The organism is Pseudomonas sp. 21LCFQ02 (assembly GCF_024129895.2).
Lineage (GTDB): Bacteria > Pseudomonadota > Gammaproteobacteria > Pseudomonadales > Pseudomonadaceae > Aquipseudomonas.
On sequence record NZ_CM178749.1, the window covers coordinates 3,938,111 to 3,960,972 of the forward strand.

The 22,862-nt window shown below is 59.1% G+C and carries 27 protein-coding genes and 1 tRNA gene; 23 read left to right on the forward strand and 5 right to left on the reverse strand.

Features of this window, described 5'->3' with window-relative positions:
- The first annotated feature begins 343 nt into the window (after positions 1-343).
- The 4 genes from NJC40_RS17750 (at position 344) to map (ending at position 2,050) form a co-directional block, all read left to right on the forward strand.
- Entirely contained in the window at positions 344-544 is a 201-nt protein-coding gene (locus NJC40_RS17750) for a hypothetical protein (RefSeq protein WP_144403288.1), read from the forward strand.
- Between the two features lie 72 nt (positions 545-616).
- Positions 617-949 (forward strand): helix-turn-helix domain-containing protein, encoded by a 333-nt coding sequence (locus NJC40_RS17755; RefSeq protein WP_045490334.1) that lies wholly within the window; start codon positions 617-619, stop codon positions 947-949.
- Positions 950-1,019: 70 nt separating this feature from the next.
- On the forward strand, positions 1,020-1,262 hold the full coding sequence (locus NJC40_RS17760; RefSeq protein ID WP_045490335.1) for a ParD-like family protein: 243 nt from the start codon (positions 1,020-1,022) through the stop codon (positions 1,260-1,262).
- The gene (gene map, locus NJC40_RS17765; protein WP_045490338.1) at positions 1,259-2,050 is read left to right on the forward strand and encodes a type I methionyl aminopeptidase; all 792 of its coding nucleotides are present in this window, start codon (positions 1,259-1,261) and stop codon (positions 2,048-2,050) included. Before NJC40_RS17760 ends, map begins: the two co-directional genes overlap by 4 nt.
- A 26-nt stretch (positions 2,051-2,076) precedes the next feature.
- Here the strand turns inward: map and NJC40_RS17770 are convergent, their stop codons facing one another.
- Positions 2,077-2,787 (reverse strand): endonuclease, encoded by a 711-nt coding sequence (locus NJC40_RS17770; RefSeq protein ID WP_045490341.1) that lies wholly within the window; start codon positions 2,785-2,787, stop codon positions 2,077-2,079.
- Positions 2,788-2,791: 4 nt separating this feature from the next.
- Positions 2,792-3,040: a DUF1654 domain-containing protein gene (locus tag NJC40_RS17775; RefSeq protein WP_084710253.1), complete on the reverse strand. Its 249-nt coding sequence runs from the start codon at positions 3,038-3,040 to the stop codon at positions 2,792-2,794.
- Between the two features lie 181 nt (positions 3,041-3,221).
- Here NJC40_RS17775 and NJC40_RS17780 point away from each other — a divergent pair, with 181 nt between their 5' ends.
- The 8 genes from NJC40_RS17780 (at position 3,222) to NJC40_RS17815 (ending at position 10,695) form a co-directional block, all read left to right on the forward strand.
- Positions 3,222-3,629: a hypothetical protein gene (locus tag NJC40_RS17780; protein WP_253140475.1), complete on the forward strand. Its 408-nt coding sequence runs from the start codon at positions 3,222-3,224 to the stop codon at positions 3,627-3,629.
- A gap of 104 nt (positions 3,630-3,733) precedes the next feature.
- The gene (locus NJC40_RS17785; protein WP_253140476.1) at positions 3,734-4,693 is read left to right on the forward strand and encodes a sugar ABC transporter substrate-binding protein; all 960 of its coding nucleotides are present in this window, start codon (positions 3,734-3,736) and stop codon (positions 4,691-4,693) included.
- Between the two features lie 12 nt (positions 4,694-4,705).
- On the forward strand, positions 4,706-6,256 hold the full coding sequence (locus tag NJC40_RS17790) for a sugar ABC transporter ATP-binding protein (RefSeq protein ID WP_492180363.1): 1,551 nt from the start codon (positions 4,706-4,708) through the stop codon (positions 6,254-6,256).
- Complete coding sequence (locus tag NJC40_RS17795; protein ID WP_253140479.1) at positions 6,253-7,248, forward strand: ABC transporter permease; 996 nt, start codon at positions 6,253-6,255, stop codon at positions 7,246-7,248. Before NJC40_RS17790 ends, NJC40_RS17795 begins: the two co-directional genes overlap by 4 nt.
- Position 7,249: 1 nt before the next feature.
- Positions 7,250-8,254, forward strand: coding sequence for a LacI family DNA-binding transcriptional regulator (locus NJC40_RS17800; RefSeq protein ID WP_253140480.1), 1,005 nt, complete (start codon positions 7,250-7,252; stop codon positions 8,252-8,254).
- 72 nt (positions 8,255-8,326) lie between these two features.
- Complete coding sequence (rbsK, locus tag NJC40_RS17805; RefSeq protein WP_253140481.1) at positions 8,327-9,247, forward strand: ribokinase; 921 nt, start codon at positions 8,327-8,329, stop codon at positions 9,245-9,247.
- A complete protein-coding gene (rbsD, locus tag NJC40_RS17810) occupies positions 9,244-9,648 on the forward strand; it encodes a D-ribose pyranase (protein ID WP_253140482.1) in 405 nt (134 codons plus the stop codon). The genes rbsK and rbsD overlap by 4 nt, the downstream gene beginning before the upstream one ends.
- 21 nt (positions 9,649-9,669) lie before the next feature.
- The gene (locus NJC40_RS17815; RefSeq protein ID WP_492180364.1) at positions 9,670-10,695 is read left to right on the forward strand and encodes a nucleoside hydrolase; all 1,026 of its coding nucleotides are present in this window, start codon (positions 9,670-9,672) and stop codon (positions 10,693-10,695) included.
- A 9-nt stretch (positions 10,696-10,704) separates the two neighbouring features.
- Here NJC40_RS17815 and NJC40_RS17820 read toward each other — a convergent pair whose 3' ends face one another.
- Positions 10,705-10,899, reverse strand: coding sequence for a hypothetical protein (locus NJC40_RS17820; RefSeq protein WP_045490369.1), 195 nt, complete (start codon positions 10,897-10,899; stop codon positions 10,705-10,707).
- A 280-nt stretch (positions 10,900-11,179) separates the two neighbouring features.
- On the opposite strand from NJC40_RS17820, the gene NJC40_RS17825 reads away from it, so the two are divergent.
- Entirely contained in the window at positions 11,180-11,518 is a 339-nt protein-coding gene (locus NJC40_RS17825; protein ID WP_253140483.1) for an I78 family peptidase inhibitor, read from the forward strand.
- Between the two features lie 66 nt (positions 11,519-11,584).
- On the opposite strand, the gene NJC40_RS17830 is transcribed toward NJC40_RS17825, so the two are convergent.
- On the reverse strand, positions 11,585-11,797 hold the full coding sequence (locus tag NJC40_RS17830; protein ID WP_045490374.1) for a cold-shock protein: 213 nt from the start codon (positions 11,795-11,797) through the stop codon (positions 11,585-11,587).
- A gap of 175 nt (positions 11,798-11,972) precedes the next feature.
- A complete protein-coding gene (locus NJC40_RS17835) occupies positions 11,973-12,281 on the reverse strand; it encodes a hypothetical protein (protein WP_045490376.1) in 309 nt (102 codons plus the stop codon).
- A 330-nt stretch (positions 12,282-12,611) separates the two neighbouring features.
- On the opposite strand from NJC40_RS17835, the gene thrS reads away from it, so the two are divergent.
- The 10 genes from thrS to NJC40_RS17885 all read left to right on the forward strand — a co-directional run bounded on the left by thrS (position 12,612) and on the right by NJC40_RS17885 (position 22,843).
- Positions 12,612-14,534 carry a threonine--tRNA ligase gene (thrS, locus tag NJC40_RS17840; protein WP_045490378.1) on the forward strand — a complete coding sequence of 641 codons (1,923 nt, stop codon included), beginning with the start codon at positions 12,612-12,614 and terminating at the stop codon, positions 14,532-14,534.
- Positions 14,534-15,085, forward strand: coding sequence for a translation initiation factor IF-3 (infC, locus tag NJC40_RS17845; RefSeq protein ID WP_173426720.1), 552 nt, complete (start codon positions 14,534-14,536; stop codon positions 15,083-15,085). Before thrS ends, infC begins: the two co-directional genes overlap by 1 nt.
- Positions 15,086-15,145: 60 nt before the next feature.
- A complete protein-coding gene (gene rpmI / locus NJC40_RS17850) occupies positions 15,146-15,340 on the forward strand; it encodes a 50S ribosomal protein L35 (RefSeq protein ID WP_045490380.1) in 195 nt (64 codons plus the stop codon).
- 29 nt (positions 15,341-15,369) lie between these two features.
- Positions 15,370-15,726 carry a 50S ribosomal protein L20 gene (gene rplT / locus NJC40_RS17855; protein ID WP_045490382.1) on the forward strand — a complete coding sequence of 119 codons (357 nt, stop codon included), beginning with the start codon at positions 15,370-15,372 and terminating at the stop codon, positions 15,724-15,726.
- Between the two features lie 102 nt (positions 15,727-15,828).
- On the forward strand, positions 15,829-16,845 hold the full coding sequence (pheS, locus tag NJC40_RS17860; protein ID WP_253110793.1) for a phenylalanine--tRNA ligase subunit alpha: 1,017 nt from the start codon (positions 15,829-15,831) through the stop codon (positions 16,843-16,845).
- A 34-nt stretch (positions 16,846-16,879) separates the two neighbouring features.
- Complete coding sequence (gene pheT, locus NJC40_RS17865; RefSeq protein WP_253140484.1) at positions 16,880-19,258, forward strand: phenylalanine--tRNA ligase subunit beta; 2,379 nt, start codon at positions 16,880-16,882, stop codon at positions 19,256-19,258.
- A gap of 3 nt (positions 19,259-19,261) precedes the next feature.
- The gene (ihfA, locus tag NJC40_RS17870) at positions 19,262-19,564 is read left to right on the forward strand and encodes an integration host factor subunit alpha (RefSeq protein ID WP_045490388.1); all 303 of its coding nucleotides are present in this window, start codon (positions 19,262-19,264) and stop codon (positions 19,562-19,564) included.
- Positions 19,545-19,901, forward strand: a complete 357-nt coding sequence (locus tag NJC40_RS17875) for a MerR family transcriptional regulator (protein WP_045490390.1) — start codon at positions 19,545-19,547, stop codon at positions 19,899-19,901. Before ihfA ends, NJC40_RS17875 begins: the two co-directional genes overlap by 20 nt.
- Positions 19,902-19,994: 93 nt before the next feature.
- Positions 19,995-20,071, forward strand: a tRNA-Pro gene (locus NJC40_RS17880).
- Between the two features lie 258 nt (positions 20,072-20,329).
- Positions 20,330-22,843, forward strand: coding sequence for a type I restriction-modification system subunit M (locus NJC40_RS17885; RefSeq protein ID WP_253140485.1), 2,514 nt, complete (start codon positions 20,330-20,332; stop codon positions 22,841-22,843).
- The last annotated feature ends 19 nt before the right edge of the window (positions 22,844-22,862 follow it).

Below are 22,862 nucleotides of genomic sequence, written 5' to 3' on the forward strand. Positions count from 1 at the left end.
CCGCTGTCGCCAGAAAGGATTCTACCTCTGGCTATTGACGAGTGAGAACCATGGATAACCAGTCAGGCTCATATCTGGTTGCATTTTTCTGTAAATGTCACACGCTCTCATTCATTTAGTCGAAAACGTGGTTTTTCTGGCGTCAGAAACGCTCTGGAGCGGCTTCTTCAGCTGTCACCTGCACCAATGTGGATGAATCTGCTGCCTGCGGTTCAGGCGGGGCGAAGATGATTCGCCGGTCGGCATCATGGGGGGCACACGCTACCGTTCGTCGTGGTCAGGCTTGCGGGGTTGTCATTATCCTAATACTGTACGCCCATACAGTATTTCGAGGTTGACGATCATGTTGATGGAGTCCGTGCAGAACAGCGTAGCGAATGTAGTGCGTCCTGGCGCCATGTTCGAAGAAATGCAGCGTGAGGATTTCCTGGCTCTGGCAGCTGCCTTGCGCCAGTTCAATCTCTACCAGCCGTTGGCGGCCGAGCGGGAGGTAACCTCCTGTTTCGATCGAGAGCCACGCCTGGCCTTGGTCATGGAATCCTGAGCGCGGGACATCCGTCACACTGGCAAAATAGGGTTTATGGTATGAGTGTCGACCTGGTTTGGGGGCACTCACATGGATACGTTTGCAACCCGTTTGAAACAAGAGCGCAAGACTCTAGGGCTGACCCAGCAGCAGTTTGCGAGCCTGGGCGGTGTGGAGGTTAATGCACAGGCGATGTATGAAAGCGGCGTGCGGGTTCCGCGATCTGCGTACCTGGTTGAACTATGGCAAAACGGCGTTGATGTTCTTTACCTGATTTCAGGCAGGCGCACGGCGCTTGACCTCGACAGGTTGTCTGCAACCGAGCGCGAGGTGATCACCAGTTTTCGTGCCATGGCGCCGGAAGACCGAGAGTCGATCAGTGCGCTGACGGCCTCTCTGTCTGAGCGCATGCGCAAACAGTAAATCAGGGCATGGCTTGTTTGTGAGTATATGAAACATATATGCTTCGTATATTCAACGCAGAGGGGCAAGCATGGGCCTGGTAAAAATTTCTGAACACATGCACGCCAATGTGCGTGCTGCCAGTGCGGCGCTAAGCCGCTCGATCAACGCGCAAGCCGAACACTGGATGCGGGTTGGGATGTTGGCTGAACTCAATCCGGCACTGACCTACAGCGAAATCTGCCAGTTGCTGCTCAAGGCTGAAAGTAATGGCGGCGCAGCGCTGGGTGTGCAGGTTCTGGACCTGCCAGCGGTCGAGAAGGTGGCTTCATGAGCCGTGGCATTACCATTAAAACTGCGCAGGATATCGAAGCGCTGCGCGTTTCCGGTCGGCTTGCGGCTGACGTGCTGGCGATGATCGCACCTTATGTCAAAGCGGGCGTCAGTACCGAGGCGCTGGATGACATCTGTAATCAGTACATCGTCAATGAGCTTAAGGTGATTCCTGCCAACGTCGGTTATCACGGCTTCACCAAGACCACCTGCATTTCTCCCAATGCCGTGGTTTGCCATGGTATTCCTTCGGCATCGGACATCCTCAAGGACGGTGATATCGTCAATATCGATGTGGCGGTGATCAAGGATGGCTGGTTTGGCGATACCAGCCGCATGTATCTGGTGGGTGAAGTCAGCCCGCTGGCCAGGAAACTGGTCGAGACCACCTATGAAGCGACCTGCGCCGGCATTCGTGCGGTTCGCCCCGGCGCGACGCTGGGTGATATCGGCCACGCCATCCAGACCGTTGCCCATCGTGATGGCTTCAGTGTTGTGCGTGAGTACTGCGGTCATGGTATCGGCCGGGTGTATCACGAAGAGCCTCAGGTTCTGCATTACGGCACGCCGGGCAAGGGGCTGCGGCTCAAGCCTGGCATGGTGTTCACCATTGAGCCGATGATCAATGCCGGCAAACCGGGGACCAAGACCCTGGCTGATGGCTGGACGGTGTTGACCCGTGATCTATCGTTGTCGGCGCAATGGGAGCACATGGTGGCGGTCACGGATGACGGCTTTGAGGTATTGACGCCCTGGCCTGATGGTCCGGGTGATTATCCCGCCATTTGAACCCGGCGGCCCGGTCTTTGACCGGGCTATTTGCGTGCCCGGCAGGCGTTCAGATTGACCGGCCCGACGAACTCGTTGCCACGGCCTGTTACACAGGCAATAAGCTGGTTACGCTGACGCTCCCACTCTTGAACCGGATAAGTCTTGTTCCAGGCCTGGAACAATTGCTGGTCCTGGCGCGACAGGCGCAGTTGGTAGCGTTTGCTCATGTACAAATGAGTGCGGGCGACCATGCCGCGAACTTGGGTGCGCGGCATGACCTTGCGGGCCTTGAAGTCTATCTGGGTCTGGCATGCGCCATACTGGCTCTGCCGCGTCGGCAGCCAGGCAAAGCTGAAGTTACTGCGGTCGGCGTTCACTTCGCCGATGGCAGGCACCAGATTGTGCAGGTCGGCTTCGGCAAGCTGAAACCGCCTGTCGTTGCGTGAGCAGTTGGCGCGGCCGCCGTTTTGCCAACACAGTCGTTGATGACCGATTTGCCAGGCCGACACGATATGCTCCCATTCGACGCGCCTGGCACGCTGCGGATTCTTGCGAGGTATGTACCCGCAACTGGCCAGGTCGATACGATTGCCCCTGTACTTGCAGCCACAGTAGAACTCGGTGGACTGCGCAGCATAGAGCGTTCTGGCGACTTTCTTGGCCTCGCTGAAGGTTCGCGGCGCTGCGGCCTGGGTCTGTAACGACAGGCCCACCAGCAGCACCGCACACCAGCCCGTGTAAAATCTGCCAGGCATGCCGTCAGTCTTCTTTCGGTACGGTCCAGAACAACTGCACACCGCCATCGTCGCGCCAGGCGAGGGTGACGTTGTCATTTTCGGAGATTTCTTCGAGCAGACGTGCCCAGTCCTCGTTCAGCTCGCCGGCCTGAGGCAGCAGCAGGGCGGTACGGGCTTTTTGCGCTGCCGGGGCATTGATGATTTTCTGGATGCGCATACCGAGACGCTCGTAAGTGCCGGGTGAGGCGGGCGCTGCATTTTGTTTTGCCACCTGAAGCATTCCTTGTTTTGCTGTATGCGCATACAGTATTTTAACTGGCGCGCTTTCGCAACAGGCGTGGCGATAGCGTAAATGACAATTCATTACCCGTTGTGCCCGGCCCAACGGTATTGAAGAAATGCCGGAACTGGCCGATTCCCTGTCAGCGATCTGAATTGAACAGGGAGGGAGCATGTCATTGTCAATCGCAATGGCTGGTGCATCGGTCAGGTTTGCCGGGGTGGCCAGCACGCCGACTGATGTCGCGGCCAGTGAGGCTGAGCGCGAAGAAGCGTTGGCCGGGTTACAGGTGCCTGATGATCTTTCGCCCAAGGCCGGCAAGAAGAGCGGCTCGGGGCAGGGGCAAGTGGTCGATACCTTGCTTGACCGGTTGTCAGAGCTGCATGAGCGTCTGCGGCGTTTGCGTCAGGAACTGCGTGCTGCGGTCAATTCGCCCAATCCGGACATCGTACGCTTGCCGCGTATCCTCAGCCTGCAGCGGCAGATCATGGTGACTAACGGCGACATCCAATTGGTATCGGGCCTGCTGATCAACGCATTGAACAGAACCACCGGCAGTGGCGTCAGTACCCAGGCTTGATGGCGATAGGTCATCAGGTTGACAAACCTTGAATGGTTTTCGATAGTGAGTGTCTCGCAAACGTTTGCGCGCCGCACAATAATCACAAGATCGGAGATGCATTCATGAAGCTGCCCTTTGCTGGCCGTCTGCTCGCTGTCGCTGTATTTGCCTCGCTCACCAGCCTTGTCCCCTTGTCATCGGCTTACGCTCAAACGGAACAAAAGCCCAAAGTCGCTCTGGTCATGAAGTCGTTGGCCAATGAATTCTTCCTGACCATGGAAGACGGCGCCAAGGCTTACCAGAAAGAGCATGCCGGCGATTTCGATCTGATCTCCAATGGCATCAAGGATGAATCCGATACCGCCAGCCAGATTCGTATCGTCGAGCAGATGATCGTCTCGAAAGTCGATGCGCTGGTCATTGCGCCGGCTGATTCCAAAGCGCTGGTGCCGGTGATCAAGAAAGCCGTGGATGCGGGTATCAAGGTCGTCAATATCGACAACCAGCTCGATGCCGCAGTGCTCAAGAGCAAGAATATCGAAGTACCTTTCGTCGGACCTGACAACCGCAAGGGCGCGCAACTGGTCGGCGATTACCTGACCGGGCAACTGCAAGCGGGGGATGAAGTCGGCATTATCGAAGGCGTGCCGACCACCACCAATGCCCAGCAACGCACGGCAGGCTTCCAGGATGCCATGCAGGCAGCGCAGATCAAGGTGGTTTCCGTGCAGTCCGGCAACTGGGAGATCGACAAGGGCAACGCCGTCGCGGCGGCAATGCTCAATGAATACCCCAACCTCAAGGCGCTGCTGGCCGGCAATGACAGCATGGCGCTGGGCGCGGTTTCGGCGGTGCGTGCGGCGGGCAAGGCCGGTAAGGTCAAAGTGGTCGGCTACGACAACATCAACGCCATCAAGCCGATGCTCAAGGACGGTCGTATCCTCGCCACAGCCGACCAGTTCGCTGCACGTCAGGCGGTATTCGGTATTGAGGCCGCGCTCAAGTCCCTCAAGGGCGAGCCGCTGGGCAGCGTCAACGGCGTGATCCAGACCCCGGTGGAACTGGTTACCCAGGCCAGGTAAGAGGTACAACCTATGTCAGCCTCTACAGAGGTCGTGCTCTCGGTGCACGGTATCGGCAAGCACTATGCTCAGCCGGTGCTCGCTGATATCGACCTGACTCTGCTGCGCGGCGAGGTATTGGCCCTGACCGGCGAGAACGGCGCAGGCAAAAGCACCTTGTCGAAGATCATCGGCGGGTTGGTGGTGCCTGGCACCGGGCAGATGCAGTTCATGGGGCAGGCTTATCAGCCGGCCAGCCGGACCCAGGCCGAGCAGCTCGGGGTGCGGATGGTCATGCAGGAGCTCAACCTGCTGCCGACCCTGACTGTGGCGGAAAACCTGTTTCTCGACAAGTTGCCGCGTCGCGCCGGCTGGATTGACCGCAAGCGGCTGCGCGCCATGGCCCGTGAGGCCATGGCGCGGGTCGGCCTGCAAGCGATCGATCCTGACACCCTGGTTGCCGAATTGGGCGTCGGCCATCAACAGATGGTCGAGATCGCTCGCAACCTGATCGGCGATTGTCGGGTGCTGATTCTTGACGAGCCCACGGCCATGCTCAGCGCGCGGGAGGTCGGCTTGCTGTTCGAGCAGATCGCCCGTTTGCAGGCACGCGGCGTGTCGATCATCTATATCTCGCATCGTCTCGAAGAACTGGCACGGATCGCTCAGCGCATTGCGGTGTTACGCGATGGCAGGCTGGTGTGTGTCGAGCCCATGAGTCGCTACGACAGCCAGCAACTGGTGGCGCTGATGGTGGGGCGCGAGTTGGGTGAACAGTTCGACATGGGACAACGGCACATCGGCGAAGTCGCGTTGGCAGTGCGCGGCCTGGGGCGCAAGGGCAAGGTCGACAATGTGTCATTTGAAGTACGCCAGGGCGAGATTCTCGGCATTTGCGGGCTGGTCGGCGCCGGTCGCACTGAGCTGCTGCGCCTGATCTACGGTGCTGACCGCGCCGACGCCGGGCAGATCGAGGTGGGCCAGCCATTGCGTGTGGTAAGCATTGACTCACCCAGTGATGCGGTGCGCCATGGCATTGCACTGATCAGCGAGGACCGCAAAGGAGAAGGGCTGCTGTTGTCGCAAAGCGTCAGTGCCAATATCGCTCTGGGCAATATGCCGGCCATCGCCCGTGGCAGCATCGTCAGTGCAGCGCGTGAGCGAGCCTTGGCGCTGCGTCAGGTCGAAGCGCTGCGGGTTCGCTGCTCCGGACCTGACCAGCAAGTCGGGCAGTTATCGGGCGGCAATCAGCAGAAAGTGGTAATCGGTCGCTGGCTGGAGCGCGACTGCCCGGTGATGCTGTTTGATGAGCCGACCCGAGGTATCGATATTGGTGCCAAATTTGATATCTACGCGCTGCTGGGCGAACTGACCCGCAAGGGGCGGGCGCTGGTGGTCGTGTCCAGCGACCTGCGCGAGTTGATGCTGATCTGCGACCGCATCGCCGTGCTTTGCGCCGGGCGCCTGATCGATACCTTTGAGCGTGCCACCTGGACCCAGGACCAACTGCTGGCGGCTGCGTTTGCCGGTTATCAGACCTCTACTGCGCAGCCCGTCGAGAGCGCTGCGGGGATTAACCAATGAATTCTTCAACCGATACTTCGGCCACATCGCTGGCGGCCCGCCGTGGCGCCCACTATTTCGGGCTGGGCACCTATCTGGGCCTGGCGGGCGCGTTGCTGGCGATGGTTGTGCTGTTCTCACTGCTCAGCGAACACTTTTTGTCTTGCCAGACCTTCAGCACCCTGGCCAACCAGATTCCTGATCTGATGGTTCTGGCCGTGGGCATGACCCTGGTACTGATCATTGGCGGTATCGACCTGTCCGTCGGGTCGGTGCTGGCCCTGGCCGCCTCGGCGGTCAGTGTCGCGATCCTCGGTTGGGGCTGGAGTGTTGTGCCCGCCGCGTTGCTGGGTATGGCGTGTGCAACCCTGGCAGGGGCGGTGACGGGTTCGATTACCGTGGCCTGGCGCATTCCGTCGTTCATCGTTTCGTTGGGCGTACTGGAAATGGCCCGTGGCCTGGCCTATCAGATGACCAACTCGCGCACGGCTTATATTGGCGACGCATTCGCCTGGTTTTCCAATCCGATCGCCTTTGGGGTCGCGCCGTCGTTTCTGATCGCGCTGTCAGTGATTTTCGTGGCTCAGGCGGTGTTGACGCGCACCGTGTTCGGTCGTTACCTGATTGGCATTGGCACCAACGAAGAGGCGGTGCGGCTGGCGGGCATCAACCCCAAACCTTACAAAATCATGGTGTTCGCTCTTATGGGGCTGCTCGCCGGGCTGGCGGCGCTGTTTCAGATTTCCCGTCTCGAAGCGGCCGACCCCAATGCTGGCGCGGGTCTTGAGCTGCAAGTCATTGCTGCGGTAGTTATCGGTGGCACCAGCCTGATGGGCGGGCGCGGGTCGATCATCAGCACCTTCTTTGGTGTGCTGATCATCTCGGTGCTGGCCGCCGGGTTGGCGCAGATTGGCGCCAGTGAACCGACCAAACGCATCATTACCGGTGCGGTGATTGTGATTGCCGTGGTGCTCGACACCTACCGCAGTCATCGCGCCAAACGGCAGGGCTGAAATGGCAACTATCAAAGACGTGGCCGCCCTTGCGGGCATTTCCTACACAACCGTGTCTCACGTGTTGAATAACAGCCGACCGGTCAGTGAGGCGGTGCGTCTCAAGGTCGAGGCGGCCATCGTTCAGCTCGACTACGTACCCAGTGCCGTGGCCCGCTCACTCAAGGCTCAGGCCACTGCAACCATCGGGCTGCTGGTGCCTAACGGCATGAACCCGTATTTTGCCGAGCTGGCCAGAGGCATCGAGGATCACTGCGAGCGTAACGGCTTCTGTGTGATTCTCTGCAACTCCGACGACGACCCGCAGAAACAGCGCAATTACCTGCGCGTACTGCAGGAAAAGCGCGTCGACGGCCTGATCGTTTCTTCCGTGGATGGCGATGCGGGAATTGCCGGCGGGTTAGCGGCGGTGCGCACTCCGACGGTGATTGTCGACCGTGAGCTGGCAGGCGTGGATGCCGATCTGGTTCGCATCGATCACGAGCAGGGTGCGTGGCTGGCGACCCGTCATTTGCTGGCGCTGGGGCATCGACAGATTGCTTGCATTGCCGGCCCGCAACACGCCGCCGTTACCGCCATGCGCCTGGCCGGTTACCGGCGCGCCTTGCAGCAGGCAGGTGTATCGGCCCGGCAGGAATGGGCGCTGTACAGCGACTTCACCAGCCCGGCGGGGCACCAGGCAGCCGCCGCCTTGCTGGCGGGTGAACGACCCACGGCGATTTTCGCCGGTAACGACATGATTGGCATCGGTGTTCTGCGTGCCGCGGCCGAGCGAGGTATCAGCGTGCCGCAAGCGCTGTCGGTCATCGGCTTTGACGATGTACAACTCAGTCGGTTCGTGTACCCGGCCCTGACCACGGTCGGCCAGTCGATCATGCAGTTGGGCGAGGCCGCTGCGCAGCGGCTGTTGCGGCGCATCGCCAACCCCGGTGAGCCTGTTGAAAAACTGCTGATCAGGCCTGACGTGGTGGTGCGGGAGTCCACCGCGCCAGTCGCTGCGCTTTAAATCTATCCGGTCAGCCGTTGCAGGCTGGCCAGCACAACAATCCGGTTTGGATGAGAGGCCAAGGCCACAATCATGCAAGAACAAGTAGTGGTAATCGGCAGCCTGAACATGGACCTGGTGGTGCGTACGCCGCGTCTGCCGCGTCCGGGCGAGACGTTGACCGGTCGTTCGTTTGTCACCGTAGCGGGTGGCAAGGGTGCCAATCAGGCGGTTGCTGCAGCGCGGTTGGGCAGTCAGGTGGCAATGATCGGCTGCGTTGGTGATGATGGTTATGGCAAGCAATTGCGCGATGCGCTGCTGGACGAAGGGATCGACTGTCAGGGCGTCTGTTGTGCGCCAGGGGTCAATACCGGCATCGCGTCAATCCTGGTTGATGAGCATGGCCAGAACGCGATTGTGATCGTGGCGGGCGGCAACGGCGAATTGCTCCCGGCCTCGGTTGAGCGTTTCGATGCTCTGCTGGCCTCGGCCAAGGTCGTTGTCTGCCAATTGGAAGTCCCGCTAGCCACTGTTGAGTACAGCCTGCGACGTGCGCGTGAGCTGGGCTGTACGGTGATTCTCAACCCCGCCCCGGCCAGTGAGCCGCTGCCTGCGCACTGGTACGGTCTGATCGACTACCTGATCCCCAACGAAAGCGAGGCTCAGGCGCTGAGCGGCTTGCCGGTTAGCTCGGTAGCCGAGGCCGAGGCCGCAGCAGGTGTTCTGCTGAGCGCGGGGGTGGCGAACGTGATTGTCACGCTCGGTGGGCAAGGGGTGTTGTGGGTCAACGAGTCTGGCGTGCAGCAGAGTGCCGCCCACCGCGTGTCGGCCGTGGATACCACGGCGGCGGGCGATACCTTTGTCGGTGGTTTTGCCGCTGCCCTGGCGCGGGGGCAGGCGCCGGAGCAGGCATTGCGTCTGGCGCAGGCGGCTGCAGCGCTGTCGGTGACCCGTGAGGGAGCCCAACCTTCGATTCCTGTGCTGGATGAAGTGAAGAGGTTCATGGCGTCATGAAGAAAACTCCATTGCTCAATATTGCCCTGTCACGGGTGATTGCGTCGCTGGGGCATGGCGATGTGCTGCTGATTGTCGATGCAGGCATGCCGGTGCCGCCAGGCGTTGAACTGATCGATCTGGCGCTGACCCGCGGCGTTCCGGACTTTATCGCCGCGCTGGATGTGGTGCTTAGCGAAATGCAGGTCGAGAGCCATGTGCTGGCACGGGAAATGATCGAGGTCCAGCCGCCGGCCTTGCAGGTCATCGAGACCTTGCAGATCGACGGCCAACTGGGTCGGCAGAGCTGGGTCAGCCATGAGGAGCTGAAAGTCTTGAGCCGCACGGCCAAGGCGATCGTGCGTACCGGCGAATGCCAGCCCTACAGCAATGTGGCGCTGGTCGCGGGTGTTGTTTTCTAGTGAACAAATGAGGAGTGATGCATGACAGGGATTTCAAGGTTCAAACAACTGATTGCAGGAGTAGCAATGCTGGCCATGCTCGGGGTAACCACTGCCCAGGCGGCAGAAAAGCGTGATTTGATCATCGACACCGACCCGGGCGCCGATGACGTGGTTGCGCTGTTGCTGGCTCTGGCGTCGCCTGAAGAACTCAACTTGCTGGCTATCACCACCGTGGCGGGCAATGTGCGGCTCGACAAAACCTCGCGCAATGCCCGGTTGGCCAGGGAGTGGGGCGGCCGCGAAAGTGTCCCGGTGTATGCCGGGGCGCCACGGCCGTTGGTGCGCCCGCCAATCTACGCAGAAAACGTTCATGGCCAGGAAGGCCTGCCCGGGGTTGAGGTTTATGAGCCGCAGGCCAAACTGGCCGAGGGCAATGCTGTCGATTACCTGATTCGCACGCTGAGCAACGCCGCGCCGCACAGTATCACCATTGCCATGCTCGGGCCGCAGACCAATCTGGCGCTGGCGTTGACCCAGGCGCCGGAAATTACGCAGGGCATCAAGGAAGTGGTCATCATGGGTGGGGCGCACTTTAATGGCGGCAATATCACCCCGGTGGCCGAATTCAATCTGTTTGCCGACCCCCATGCCGCACAGGTAGTGTTGGCTAGCGGCGTGAAGCTGACTTACATTCCGCTGGATGTCACCCACAAGATTCTCACCAGTGACGCGCGTATTGCTCGTATTGGCGGCCTGGGTAACCGGGCGGGCAAGCTGGTCAAGGATATTCTGCAAGCCTACGTGAAGCTCGACATGGAGCATTACGGCTTGCCCGGCGGGCCTGTGCACGATGCCAGCGTGATTGCCTGGTTGCTTAAACCGGAATTGTTTTCGGGCAGGCCTGTCAACCTGGCTATCGACAGCCGCGAGGGGCTTGGCTTTGGCCAGACCGTGGCAGACTGGTACGGCACCCTCAAGCAACCCGACAACGTGTTCTGGGTTGCTGATGGCGATGCTCAAGGGTTTTTCGACTTGCTCAGCGAGCGTCTGGCGCGCCTGAAGTGAATGCCGGTTTCAGGCTTCTATGGCCGGTGCAGCGTAGCGACTCAAGACCTGGCCGATAAAGGCTTGAGCGTTTTCGGTGCCCAGTTCCTTGATCAGCAAGTCGATGGCAATGATTGCCAGTTCTTCTGCGGAGCCGGGGCTGTGTGCGCACTGCCCCTGCGGCCAGCGGGCCTTGATGTCCGCTTCGATGGATACGATTGACATGTTTCTATGGTCCTGTGTGGTGTCCAGCTATTTGCAGCCCGTTCTGTTGGCTGAAAACGGGCGCGTGCAGTAAACCACTACCGCGCCTCTTTGGCACTTCGACTTACGCAGCGGATGACGGGTCACCACAAAGCACCTATTAACGTTTTGTGACGATTTGTCGACCCCGGTAAACTCTCGACTGGGGCAGACTCCCGCCCCACGGACGGCTATGTGCAACCAATACGCTTACGTGTGGTCGCAGAAGGTCTGATCCTGTTCATCGGTAAAGGAGGCTGTAATGCCCTGGAAATTCGCAACACTTGGTTTTGTCGCAGTGACATCGCTACTGGCAGGCTGCAGCACGACATCCGCGCCCGAGTCGCCATCCCAAGCGCCGAAGGCCGCTGAAGCGCCAGCGCGTCCAGCCGGTGATGGCCGTTGCGATGCCGGTGGCGCGCAGTCGGCGGTCGGCAAACAGGCCTCGCTCGAATTGCTCAATCAGGTTCGCAGCCAGTCCGGTGCGATGGATGCGCGCATCCTGGGCCCTAACGACATGGTCACGCTGGAGTACCGCTCGGAACGGGTCAACGTCAATACCGATGCCACTGGCAAGGTGATTCGCGTCAACTGCGGCTGAGCAGACGCTTCTCCAGGCATAAAAAAACCCCGTCAACATCAACGGGGTTTTTTATGCGGTGCCAAATCAGACAATAGTGACTTCTTCAGCTTGCATGCCTTTCTGGCCCCGTGCAGCGATGAACGAGACTGTCTGTCCTTCCTTCAGGCTCTTGAAGCCTTCCGCCTTGATCGCTTTGAAGTGTACGAACAGATCGTCGCCGCCGCCTTGAGGGGTGATAAAGCCGAAGCCTTTTTCATCGTTGAACCACTTGACGGTGCCGGTTTGGCGATTGGACATGGTGCATCTCCGGAAACATGAATTTCAGTAACGTGTCGCTCAGCCTGCTGGGCACACGCTGTCATGATAGTTCAATTGAGCGCGCCGGGGTGTTTTTCAAAACCGCCTGTAGCGATCACCGGTGCAGATTTTTGACCTGCATCACGGCGATCGTTCCTTTTGCAGGCGCGATGAGTCAGTTCTTTTTCGCGACACAGTTTTCGGCGACCAAGGTACGCAGCTTTTGGGTCAGCTGCGGGTCCGGGGTCTCGCCAGAGTTATTGAGCTTGGTGATCTCCGCCTGGCTGAAATGCCCATCGACCTGTTTGGCGCCGCAGTCGCAGTGAGCCTTGGCCGACTTCTCATCCAGATTCTGCGCCTTGGCAGCACTGACGCATTCGTTGATGAACGTGCTACGGGTCGTGTTGTCCATGGCCGCTTGCGCGCCCAGCGGGGCTGCCAGGGCGATGCAGGCGAGGAGGGCAGACGGGCTTGGAAGCTTCATGGTGTTCTCCTTGGTCAGACTTTTTACTGGCTTGCGTCTTGTGAGACGGTTTGAGGCGGCGGCGGTTCAGCCTGATAGAAGAAAAGGATCTAATTTCATGTCGGCAGGTATCACGCGCGCGGGTTGTGCTAGGATGCCGCTCCTGTCGCAATGGCGGCTTTCTCTATAAGCCCCCTGCAGGCAGACGTTTCGTACAATCCAGTTATCGGGTTCGGTCCGGTTGGCCTGAGGGCTCCTGCCACTGTGAGGCAGGCATACCACCGAATCGCTACTGGCTCATCCCAACCCACGTGACCTTTGGTAGGGGTCACCACTAGGAGAGGAGGCGCCATGCCCATCATTACTCTTCCCGACGGCAGTCAACGTTCTTTCGATAATCCGGTATCGGTCTACGATGTCGCACTGTCCATTGGTGCCGGTCTTGCCAAGGCTACCGTGGCCGGCAAGGTCGACGGCAAGCTGGTCGACGCATGTGATCTGATCAGCACTGATGCCAGCCTGCAGATCATCACCCCGAAAGATCAGGAAGGCGTGGAGATCATTCGTCACTCCTGTGCGCACCTGGTCGGCCACGCGGTCAAGCAACTGTATCCGACCGCCAAAATGGTGATCGGTCCGGTGATCGACGAAGGCTTCTATTACGACATCGCTTACGAGCGGCCTTTCACCCCGGATGACCTGGCGGCCATCGAACAGCGCATGCAACAGCTGATCGACACTGACTACGACGTTATCAAGAAGGTGACCCCGCGCGCCGAAGTGATCGAAGTTTTCTCTGCCCGCCAGGAAGACTACAAGTTGCGTCTGGTCGAAGACATGCCGGACGAGCAGGCCATGGGTCTGTACTATCACGAAGAATACGTCGACATGTGCCGTGGTCCGCACGTGCCGAACACCCGCTTCCTCAAGGCATTCAAGCTGACCAAGCTGTCCGGCGCCTACTGGCGCGGCGATGCCAAGAATGAGCAGCTGCAGCGCGTCTACGGTACTGCCTGGGCTGACAAGAAGCAGCTGGCGGCTTACGTGCAGCGCATCGAAGAAGCTGAAAAGCGCGATCACCGCAAGATCGGCAAGCGTCTGGGCCTGTTTCACACCCAGGAAGAAGCACCGGGCATGGTGTTCTGGCATCCGCAGGGCTGGACCCTGTATCAGGTGCTTGAGCAGTACATGCGCAAAGTGCAGCGTGACAATGGCTACCTGGAAATCAAAACGCCACAGGTGGTTGATCGCAGCCTGTGGGAGAAGTCCGGGCACTGGGCCAACTACGCCGACAACATGTTCACCACTGAGTCGGAAAGCCGCGACTACGCCATTAAGCCGATGAACTGCCCGTGCCACGTGCAGGTGTTCAATCAGGGCCTGAAGAGCTACCGCGAGCTGCCGCTGCGTCTGGCCGAGTTTGGTGCCTGCCATCGTAACGAGCCGTCCGGTGCGTTGCATGGCATCATGCGGGTGCGTGGTTTCACTCAGGACGATGCACACATTTTCTGCACCGAAGAGCAGATGCAGTCCGAGTCGGCGGCATTTATCAAGCTGACTCTCGACGTTTACGCCGATTTCGGCTTCAAGGATATCGAGCTCAAGCTGTCCACTCGTCCGGAAAAGCGCGTCGGTTCCGACGAACTGTGGGATCGTGCCGAGGCTGCGCTGGCATCGGCGCTCGACAGTGCCGGCCTGCCGTACCAGTTGCAGCCGGGCGAGGGCGCCTTCTACGGTCCGAAGATCGAATTCTCCCTGAAAGACTGCCTGGGGCGTGTCTGGCAGTGCGGTACCCTGCAGCTGGACTTCAACCTGCCGATCCGCCTGAGCGCCGAGTATGTGTCCGAAGATAACGGCCGCAAACACCCGGTCATGCTGCACCGCGCGATCCTGGGCTCGTTCGAGCGTTTCATCGGCATCCTGATCGAGCACTACGAGGGATCGTTCCCGGCGTGGCTGGCTCCGACCCAGGCGGTGATCATGAATATCACCGACAAACAGGCCGATTTTGCCCAGCAGGTCGAAAAAACTCTGCTCGAAAGCGGGTTCCGTGCCAAGTCCGACTTGAGAAATGAGAAAATCGGCTTTAAAATCCGCGAGCATACCTTGCTCAAGGTTCCTTATCTCCTCGTTATCGGAGATCGGGAAGTCGAAACGCAAACTGTCGCTGTGCGTACTCGCGAAGGCGCCGACCTAGGTTCGATGCCGGTCGCCCAATTCGCTGAATTCCTTACGCAAGCGGTTTCCCGGCGTGGTCGCCAAGATTCGGAGTAATTATTATTAAGCGTGATATGAGACAAGATAAACGAACTGCACCAAAGGCCCCGATCAATGAGAATATCTCGGCGCGCGAGGTTCGGTTAATTGGCGCTGATGGCGAGCAGATTGGCATCGTCTCTATTGATGAAGCGCTTCGTATCGCCGATGAGGCGAAACTGGATCTGGTAGAAATTTCTGCCGACGCAGTGCCCCCGGTTTGCCGTATCATGGATTACGGCAAATCGCTCTTCGAAAAGAAGAAGCAGGTCGCTGCAGCGAAGAAAAACCAGAAGCAGATTCAGGTTAAAGAAATCAAGTTTCGTCCAGGGACGGAGGAAGGGGATTACCAGGTAAAACTACGCAACCTGGTACGTTTCCTTAGTGACGGGGACAGGGCCAAGGTTTCCTTGCGATTCCGCGGCCGTGAGATGGCTCACCAGGAGCTGGGGATGGAACTGTTGAAGCGGGTCGAAGCTGACCTCGTGGAATACGGGACTGTCGAGCAGCATCCGAAGATGGAAGGACGCCAGCTTATCATGGTCATCGCCCCGAAAAAGAAGAAGTAACCACCAGGGCACGGCAGGCCTTGCGGTTATGTTTATCAATTGAATGCGGAGTATCCGAACATGCCAAAAATGAAAACCAAAAGCGGTGCAGCCAAGCGGTTTCTGAAAACCGCCAACGGCATCAAGCACAAGCACGCTTTCAAGAGCCACATCCTGACCAAAATGTCGACCAAGCGTAAGCGTCAACTGCGCGGTGCCAGCTTGCTGCACCCGTCTGACGTGCAAAAAGTCGAGCGCATGCTGCGCCTGCGTTAATTTTGATCAAGATTAAGAGGAAGTAACTCATGGCTCGTGTAAAGCGTGGCGTCATTGCCCGTAAGCGTCACAAAAAGATTCTGAAACTTGCTAAAGGCTACTACGGTGCGCGTTCACGCGTATTCCGCGTCGCCAAGCAAGCGGTTATCAAGGCAGGCCAGTACGCCTACCGCGACCGCCGTCAGAAGAAGCGTCAGTTCCGCGCTCTGTGGATCGCCCGTATCAACGCCGGTGCTCGTACCAACGGTCTGTCTTACAGCCGTCTGATCGCTGGCCTGAAAAAGGCTTCCATCGAGATCGACCGTAAGGTACTGGCCGATCTGGCAGTGAACGAAAAAGCGGCGTTTGCTGCGATTGTCGAGAAAGCTAAAGCCTCTTTGGCCTAAGTCCCCGACAGTCACTGGCCCGGATTTTCCGGGCTGGTATTGAACGTCATAAATAGGGGAAGAGCCTGGGCTCTTCCCCTATTTCGTATCTGGAGTCTGTACATGGAAAACCTGGACGCGCTGGTCTCCCAAGCTCTTGAGGCTGTGCAAAGCGCCGAAGATATCAATGCCCTGGAGCAAATCCGGGTTCACTACCTCGGCAAAAAAGGCGAGCTGACTCAGGTGATGAAGACCCTGGGCAACCTGCCGGCAGAGGAGCGCCCCAAAGTCGGCGCCCTGATCAACGATGCCAAGGAGCGTGTCACAGAGGTTCTCAATGCCCGCAAGGCGTCGTTCGAGCAAGCGGAACTGTCCGCCAAGCTCGCCGCCGAGTGCATTGACGTGACCCTGCCGGGCCGCGGCCAGACCACCGGTGGTCTGCACCCGATCACCCGCACTCTGGAACGTATCGAGCAGTTCTTTACCCATATTGGCTACGGCATTGCCGAAGGCCCGGAAGTCGAAGACGACTACCACAATTTCGAGGCGCTCAACATCCCGGGCCACCACCCAGCCCGTTCGATGCATGACACCTTCTATTTCAATGCCAACATGCTGTTGCGCACCCACACCTCACCGGTTCAGGTCCGCTCCATGGAGGCGCAGCAGCCGCCAATCCGTATTGTTTGCCCAGGTCGGGTGTATCGCAGCGACTCCGATATCACCCATTCGCCGATGTTCCACCAGATCGAAGGCCTGCTGGTCGATCGCGACATCAACTTCGCAGACCTCAAAGGCACCATCGAAGAGTTCCTGCGGGTGTTCTTCGAGAAAGAGCTGGCCGTACGCTTCCGCCCTTCGTACTTCCCGTTCACCGAGCCATCGGCGGAAGTCGACATGGAGTGCGTGATGTGCAGCGGCAACGGCTGCCGGGTCTGCAAGCAGACCGGCTGGCTGGAAGTCATGGGCTGCGGCATGGTGCATCCTAACGTGCTGCGCATGTCCGGTATCGATCCGGAGCAGTTCCAGGGCTTCGCCTTCGGCATGGGCGTCGAGCGTCTGGCCATGCTGCGTTATGGCGTCAACGATTTGCGCCTGTTCTTCGACAACGATTTGCGCTTCCTCGCGCAATTTCGCTAGGTCGTGCCGGTAAAGAATCTTTCAGGAGAACAGGATGAAATTCAGTGAACAATGGCTGCGTGGCTGGGTAAGCCCGCAGGTCTCCCGCGACGAGCTGGTGGCCCGTCTGTCGATGGCCGGTCTGGAAGTCGACAGCGTGGCGCTGGTCGCCGGTGTATTTTCCGGTGTTGTGGTTGGTGAAGTGCTCAGCACCGAGCAGCACCCTGACGCTGACAAACTGCGGGTTTGCCAGGTCAGCAGCGGTAGCGAAACCTTTCAGGTGGTGTGTGGCGCCCCTAACGTGCGCCCCGGCCTGAAAATTCCGTTCGCCATGATCGGTGCGCAACTGCCTGGCGACTTCAAGATCAAGAAGGCCAAGCTGCGCGGCGTCGAGTCCAACGGCATGCTGTGCTCGGCCGCTGAACTGGAACTGGGTGAAGGCAATGACGGCCTGCTGGAACTGGCAGCCGATGCGCCGGTGGGCGAAGACCTGCGCGTGTACCTGCAACTGGACGATGCCAGCATCGAGGTCGACCTGACCCCTAACCGTGGCGACTGCCTGTCGCTCGCGGGGCTAGCCCGTGAAGTGGGCGCGCTGTACGACGCGCCGGTCACTCGTGTGCAAGTGCCTGCCGTTGCGGCCAGCCATGATGAAGTACGCCCGGTCGACGTGCTGGCACCGCAGGCCTGCCCACGCTATCTGGGTCGGGTAATCCGTAATGTTGACCTGTCGCGTCCGACCCCGTTGTGGATGGTCGAGCGCCTGCGTCGCTCGGATATCCGCAGCATCGACGCTGCCGTGGACATTACCAACTACGTGATGATCGAACTGGGTCAGCCGCTGCATGCGTTTGATCTTGCCGAAATCAACGGTGGCATTCGGGTGCGGATGGCCGAGGAGGGCGAGAAACTGGTCCTGCTCGACGGCCAGGAAGTCACCCTGCGTGCCGACACCCTGGTCATCGCTGACCACCAGCGCGCCCTGGCGATCGCCGGCGTGATGGGCGGCGAACACAGTGGTGTGACCGCCAAGACCCAGGATATCTTCCTGGAAAGCGCATTCTTCGACACCATCTCGGTGGCGGGCAAGGCGCGTTCCTACGGTCTGCACACTGACGCTTCGCACCGCTACGAGCGCGGCGTTGACTCGCAACTGGCCCGTGAAGCCATGGAGCGGGCCACCGGCCTGTTGCTGGAAATCACCGGCGGTGAGGCGGGACCGATCATCGAGGCGGCCAGCGAACAGCACCTGCCGAAAGTCGAGCCGATCACTCTACGTGCTGCTCGTGTCGAGCAGATGCTGGGCCTGGCCATCGATGCGGCGCAGATCGAGCGCCTGCTCACAGGTTTGGGCCTTACCCCAAGCGCTGAAGGTGAAGGCCAGTGGCGTGTCGAAGTGCCAAGCCACCGCTTCGATATCAGTCTGGAAGTCGACCTGATCGAAGAACTGGCGCGCCTGTATGGCTACAATCACCTGCCGGTTCGCTACCCGCAAGCCCGACTGGCGCCTCAGGCCAAAGCCGAAGCGCGTGGCGATCTGCCGGAGCTGCGCCGTCTGCTGGTGGCCCGTGGTTACCAGGAAGCGATCACCTACAGCTTCATCGATCCTAAATGGTTTGAACTGTTCAGCCCAGGCGTACAGCCACTGCTGCTGGCCAACCCGATCTCCAACGACATGGCGGCGATGCGCTCCTCGCTGTGGCCGGGCCTGGTCAAGGCGTTGCAACACAACCTCAACCGCCAGCAGGACCGTGTGCGCCTGTTCGAAAGCGGCCTGCGTTTCGTCGGTCAGCTCGATGGCCTGAAGCAACAGCCGATGCTGGCCGGTGTGGTGTGCGGCAGTCGCCTGCCTGAAGGCTGGGCGCAGGCTCGTGATGCAGTGGACTTCTTCGACGTGAAGGCGGATGTTGAAGCGGTGTTGGGCTTCGCGGGGGCGTTGAACGCCTTTACTTTCAAAGCAGGCAAACACCCGGCACTGCATCCTGGCCAGACCGCGCTGATCGAGCGCGACGGTCGCGAAGTCGGCTACCTGGGCGCTCTGCACCCTGAGTTGGCCAAGCAGTTGGGCCTGGATCGCCCGGTGTTCGTGTTCGAGCTGGTTCTGGCTGAAGTTGCCGAAGGCCGTCTGCCGAAGTTCAGCGAGCTGTCGCGCTTCCCTGAAGTGCGCCGTGACCTGGCGTTGCTGGCTGATCGCGATGTTGCCGCCAGCGCGGTTCTCGATGTGATCCGCGAAAATGCCGGTGAATGGCTCACCGATCTCAGGCTGTTCGATGTGTATCAAGGTAAAGGTATTGATCCGCATAGAAAAAGCCTCGCTGTCGGCTTGACCTGGCAGCATCCATCGCGCACTCTTAATGACGATGAGGTCAACGCAACGACGCTTGCAATCCTCACCTCGCTTGAGGAGAGGTTAAACACCACGTTAAGGAAATGACGTATGGGGGCTCTGACGAAAGCTGAGATGGCCGAGCGTCTCTATGACGAACTGGGCCTGAACAAACGCGAAGCCAAGGAATTGGTCGAGCTGTTTTTTGAGGAAATAAGGCACGCGCTGGAAGACAACGAACAGGTGAAATTGTCCGGTTTCGGCAATTTCGATCTGCGCGACAAACGCCAGCGACCGGGCCGAAATCCGAAAACCGGGGAAGAAATCCCTATTACAGCCCGCCGTGTAGTCACCTTTCGTCCAGGGCAGAAGTTGAAAGCCCGAGTTGAAGCTTATGCTGGAACCAAGCCATAACCATGAGCTACCGCCCATTCCGGGCAAACGCTACTTCACCATTGGTGAAGTGAGCGAGCTTTGCGCGGTAAAACCGCATGTTCTGCGCTATTGGGAACAGGAGTTTCCTCAGCTCAACCCCGTCAAACGACGCGGGAACCGCCGGTATTATCAGCGCCAGGATGTGCTGATGATCCGGCAGATCCGTGGTCTGCTATACGATCAGGGCTTTACCATTGGCGGGGCGCGTCTGCGCCTCACCAGCGGCGAGCCTCAGGATGACACCCAGCAGTACAAGCAGATGATTCAGCAGATGATTGCCGAGCTGGAGGATGTTCTGGTGTTGCTCAAGTCCTGAGAAACAAAAAACCCAGAATGCTTCCATAATTCAAAAGCTTAGGGTATATTCCTCACCACTTCCGCAGCAGTGGAAGTGTTTCACCACCGGAGTCGGGGCGTAGCGCAGCCCGGTAGCGCACTTGCATGGGGTGCAAGGGGTCGAGTGTTCGAATCACTCCGTCCCGACCATTAAATCCCTAAAATCCAGTCACTTAGCGGTGGCTGGATTTTTTTATGGGCGAGTAATTTTGGCAATTTTGAAATTTGCCCCACTTTTTGCCCCACTATATTTCATCTGCTAATTTGCGCGTCACTTAGCGTTCTGTGCCGCTTAGCTGTGCGACGTTTTTCGAAGCTTTGGTGCCAGACCAGAGCCTATCCTCGCCCCTTCGCAGATTTCTGAGTCAGCTTCTAGGCTAAATTCAGGTTGCGATCAGTGGAAGGGGAATGCTTCCAGTCTCATTGCAAGGGTTGTCTGTGGCTATCAAGAAATCCGACCTTTACTCTTCCCTCTGGGCTTCGTGCGACGAGTTGCGCGGCGGGATGGATGCCAGCCAGTACAAGGATTACGTCCTGTTCATGCTGTTCATCAAGTACATCTCCGACAAGTACGGCAACTCGGATGACTTTGCGCCACCGGTGGCCATCCCGTCTGGTGCCAGCTTCAAGGACATGGTCGCCCTCAAGGGCAAGCCCAATATAGGCGACAAGATCAATACGCAGATCATCCAGCCTCTGATCGATGCCAACGCACGGCTGGCCCGCACTGACTTCCCCGACTTCAACGACCCGAGCAAGCTCGGCGAAGGGAAGGACATGGTGGAACGGCTCAGCAATCTGGTGGCCATCTTCGAAAAGCCCGAGCTGGATTTCTCGAAGAACCGCGCCGACAACGACGACATCCTCGGCGACGCCTACGAATATCTGATGCGCCATTTCGCCAGTGAAAGCGGCAAGAGCAAAGGGCAGTTCTACACCCCCTCCGAGGTCAGCCGCGTTATTGCCAAGATCATTGGTATCACGCCGGCCAATTCGGTCGGCGCCACCACGGTATATGACCCGACCTGCGGCTCCGGTTCGTTGCTGTTGAAGGTGGCCGACCAGGCTGGCAAGCCGATCACCCTGGAAGGCCAGGAAATGGACGTGACCACGGCCGGTCTCGCCCGTATGAACATGATTCTGCACGGCTTCCCGACCGCCAACATCCTGCAGGGCAGCACGCTGTCCTCGCCCAAGTTCAAGGACGGTGAACAGCTACGCACTTACGACTACGTGGTGGCCAATCCGCCGTTCTCGGTCAAGACCTGGAGCGTTGGCGTAACGCCCGGCAACGATCCCTACCAGCGCTTTGCCTGGGGCGAGCCGCCGGCCAAGCAAGGCGACTATGCCTTTTTGCTGCACATCATCCGTTCCATGAAAAACAGCGGAAAAGCCGCCTGCATCCTGCCCCACGGCGTGCTGTTTCGTGGCAATGCCGAGGCCGTAATTCGCGAGAAACTGGTGCGCTCCGGCTACCTCAAGGCCATCATCGGTCTGCCGGCCAACCTGTTTTATGGCACCGGCATTCCCGCCTGCATCCTGGTGCTGGATAAGGAAAACGCCGCCGCGCGCAAAGGCATCTTCATGATCGATGCCGCCAAAGGCTTTATCAAAGACGGCCCAAAAAACCGCCTGCGCGACCAGGACGTACACAAGATCGTCGATACCTATACGCGCATGGTCGATGTGCCGCGTTACGCGCGCATGGTCGGCTTCGACGAGATCAGCGACCCGAAGAACGGCTTCAACCTCAACCTGCCGCGCTATATCGACAGCACCGAGCCGGAGGATATTCAGGACATCGTCGGCCACCTGCGCGGCGGCATCCCCGAGCGGGATATTGATGCTCTGGGGCGTTACTGGTATGTGATGCCTGAGCTGCGTGCGGCGCTGTTCAAACCCGCCGGCCACCCCGGCTACTTCGAGCTGGTCAATCGCGACGTGAAGCCGGTGATCTTCGGCCATCCGCAGTTCTCGGCGTTCAAGGCCGAGGTGGACGTACTGTTCAAACAATGGCTGGCCAGCAGCACGCCGCTGCTCAAGGGCTTTGCGGCCGATGCCGCCAGTAGCCACCCCAAGGAGCTGATCTACAAACTCTCCGAAGACCTGCTCAGCGCCTTTGCCAAGGCGCCCTTGCTCGACCATTACGACATCTACCAGCACCTGATGGACTACTGGGCCGAGGCCATGCAAGACGACTGCTACCTGATCAGCGCCGACGGCTGGAAGGCGGGCGCGTCGGTACGTGAGCTGCATAAGGTGAAGGATAAGAATGGCAAGCTGGTCTGGGCCGAGAAACACGACTACAGCCAAGGCAAGCGCCGCTTCAAGTCCGACCTGATTCCGGTCGAGCTGCTGGTTGCCCGCTACTTCAGCGCTGAGCGTGAGGCCATTGCAGAGCTGGAAGCGCAACTGGCCAGCATCGAGCAAAGCCTGAGCGAACTGCTCGAAGAGCACAGCGGCGAAGATGGCTCGCTCAGCGAAGTGGTCGAAGGCGAAGGCGACAAGCAGAAAGTCACCGCCAAAGCCATCAAGACCCGCCAGCGCGAGATCGATAACGACCCGGACTATGAGGATGAACTCAAGGTACTGGCCGACTATGCCAAGCTGCTCGACCGGCAAAGCGCCCTCAAAGCCAAGCTGAAAAAGGCCGAGGAAGACCTCGGCAACGAGATCCACGGCAAATACCCGCAACTGAGCGAAGCCGAAATCAAAACCCTGGTGGTGGACGATAAGTGGCTGGCCACCCTGACCGTCGCCGTACAGGGCGAACTGGATCGTTTGTCGCAAACCCTGACTGGGCGTATTCGTGAGCTGAGTGAGCGCTATGCCACGCCGTTGCCGCAGCTTGTTGATGAAGTCGCCGTGCTGGCCAGCCGTGTGGACGAACATCTGAAAAAGATGGGGGCGGTATGGGAGTGAGGCCGGGCTATAAACAGAC